The 2,214-nt window shown below is 69.9% G+C and carries 2 protein-coding genes; both read right to left on the minus strand.

What is annotated here, in order from left to right:
• A partial coding sequence (locus tag Q0L11_RS19425; protein ID WP_296599435.1) for a biotin carboxylase N-terminal domain-containing protein occupies positions 1–1,181 on the minus strand: 1,181 nt, incomplete at its 3' end.
• An 11-nt stretch (positions 1,182–1,192) separates the two neighbouring features.
• Positions 1,193–2,214 (minus strand): carboxyl transferase domain-containing protein (locus tag Q0L11_RS19430; protein ID WP_296599436.1); only part of this gene is annotated, 1,022 nt, incomplete at its 5' end.

Consider the following 2,214-nt stretch of genomic DNA (forward strand, 5'->3'; position numbering starts at 1 on the left):
GCGATCAGCTTGGCGATCATCGGGTCGTAGAAGGGCGTGATGGCGTCGCCCTCGTCGACGCCGGTGTCCACGCGCACGGTCGTCGGCAGGCTGAAGCTCTCCAGCTTGCCGATCGACGGCAGGAAGCCGGTGGCCGGGTTCTCGGCGTAGAGCCGGGCCTCGACCGCATGGCCGTTGAGCTGGATCTCCTCCTGGCGCAGCGGTAGCGGTTCGCCGGCGGCGACGCGGAACTGCCATTCCACCAGGTCCAGGCCGGTGACCATCTCGGTAACGGGATGCTCGACCTGCAGGCGGGTGTTCATCTCCATGAACCAGATGCGGTCGCCGCGCAGGCCGGCGCTGGCGTCGGCGATGAACTCGACGGTCCCGGCGCCGACATAGCCCACCGCCTTGGCGGCGCGGACCGCGGCCTCGGTGACCGCGGCGCGGGCCTCCTCGCTCATGCCGGGAGCGGGCGCCTCCTCGATCACCTTCTGGTGGCGGCGCTGCAGCGAGCAGTCGCGCTCGTAGAGGTGGACGACCTCGCCGTGGCGGTCGCCGAACACCTGCACCTCGATGTGGCGCGGGCGGGTGACATAGGTCTCCAGCAGCACGCGCTCGTCGCCGAAGCTGGCCGCCGCCTCGCGCTGGCAGGACGCGAGCGCCGCGTCGAAATCGGCGGCGTTCTCCACCAGCCGCATGCCCTTGCCGCCCCCGCCGGCCACGGCCTTGATGAGCACCGGGAAGCCGATCTTCTCCGCCTCCGCCTTCAAGCGCTGGGCCGACTGGTCCTCGCCCAGGTAGCCCGGCGTCACCGGCACGCCGGCCTTCGCCATGAGGCTCTTGGCGGCGTCCTTCAGGCCCATGGCGCGGATCGCGCTGGGCGGCGGGCCGATCCAGATCAGCCCCGCGGCCATCACCGCCTCGGCGAATTCGGCGTTCTCGGACAGGAAGCCGTAGCCGGGGTGGATCGCCTCGGCGCCGGCCGCCTTGGCCGCCGCGATCACCCGCTCGCCCTTCAGGTAGCTGTCGCGCGCGGCGGCCGGGCCGATCATCACGGCCTTGTCGGCGTCGCGCACATGGCCGGCGTCGCGGTCGGCTTCCGAGAACACGGCGACGGTCTCGATCCCCATGCCCCGCGCGGTCGCGAAGACCCGGCGGGCGATCTCGCCCCGATTGGCGACCAGAACGGATTTGAACATGCCCATCGGCCCTACATCCGGAAAATGCCGAAGCGCGTCTCGGGGATCGGCGCGTTCAGCGAGGCGGAGATGGACAGGCCCAGGACGTCGCGCGTCTGGGCCGGATCGATGATGCCGTCGTCCCACAGGCGGGCCGTGGCGAAGTAGGGGTTGCCCTCGTCCTCGTAGCGCTGGCGAACCGGCGCCTTGAAGGCCTCCTCCTCGTCCTTCGTCCACTTGTCGGCATCGCGGTGGACGGTGGCCAGCACCGATGCGGCCTGCTCGCCGCCCATCACCGAGATCCGGCTGTTGGGCCAGGTCCACAGGAAGCGCGGCGAATAGGCCCGGCCGCACATGCCGTAGTTGCCGGCGCCGAACGAGCCGCCGATCAGGACGGTGAATTTCGGCACTTCCGCCGACGCCACCGCGGTCACCAGCTTGGCCCCATCCTTGGCGATGCCGCCGGCCTCGTAGCGGCCGCCGACCATGAAGCCCGAGATGTTCTGCAGGAACACCAGCGGGATCTTCCGTTTGCAGGCCAGCTCGATGAAGTGGGCCCCCTTCAGCGCGCTTTCCGAGAACAGCACGCCGTTGTTAGCCAGGATCGCGACGGGATAGCCCCAGATGCGGGCGAAACCGCAGACCAGGGTGGTCCCATACAGCGCCTTGAACTCGTCGAACTTCGAGCCGTCGACGATCCGGGCGATCACCTCGCGCACGTCGTAGGGCGCGCGCACGTCCTGCGGGACGACCCCGTACAGCTCCTCGGGATCGAACGCCGGCGGCTCGGGCTCCTCCAGGTGCAGATCGTGGGTCTTGGTGGTGTTCAGGTTGGCGACGATCCGGCGCACGATGGTCAGCGCGTGCTCGTCATTCTCGGCGACGTGGTCGACGACGCCCGATCGGCGGCCGTGCGTTTCGGCGCCGCCGAGTTCCTCGGCGCTGATCACCTCGCCCGTGGCCGCCTTCACCAGCGGCGGACCCCCTAGGAAGATCGTGCCCTGGTTCCGCACGATCACCGTCTCGTCCGACATCGCCGGCACATAGGCGCCGC

The organism is Phenylobacterium sp. (assembly GCF_024508875.1).
GTDB lineage: Bacteria > Pseudomonadota > Alphaproteobacteria > Caulobacterales > Caulobacteraceae > Phenylobacterium.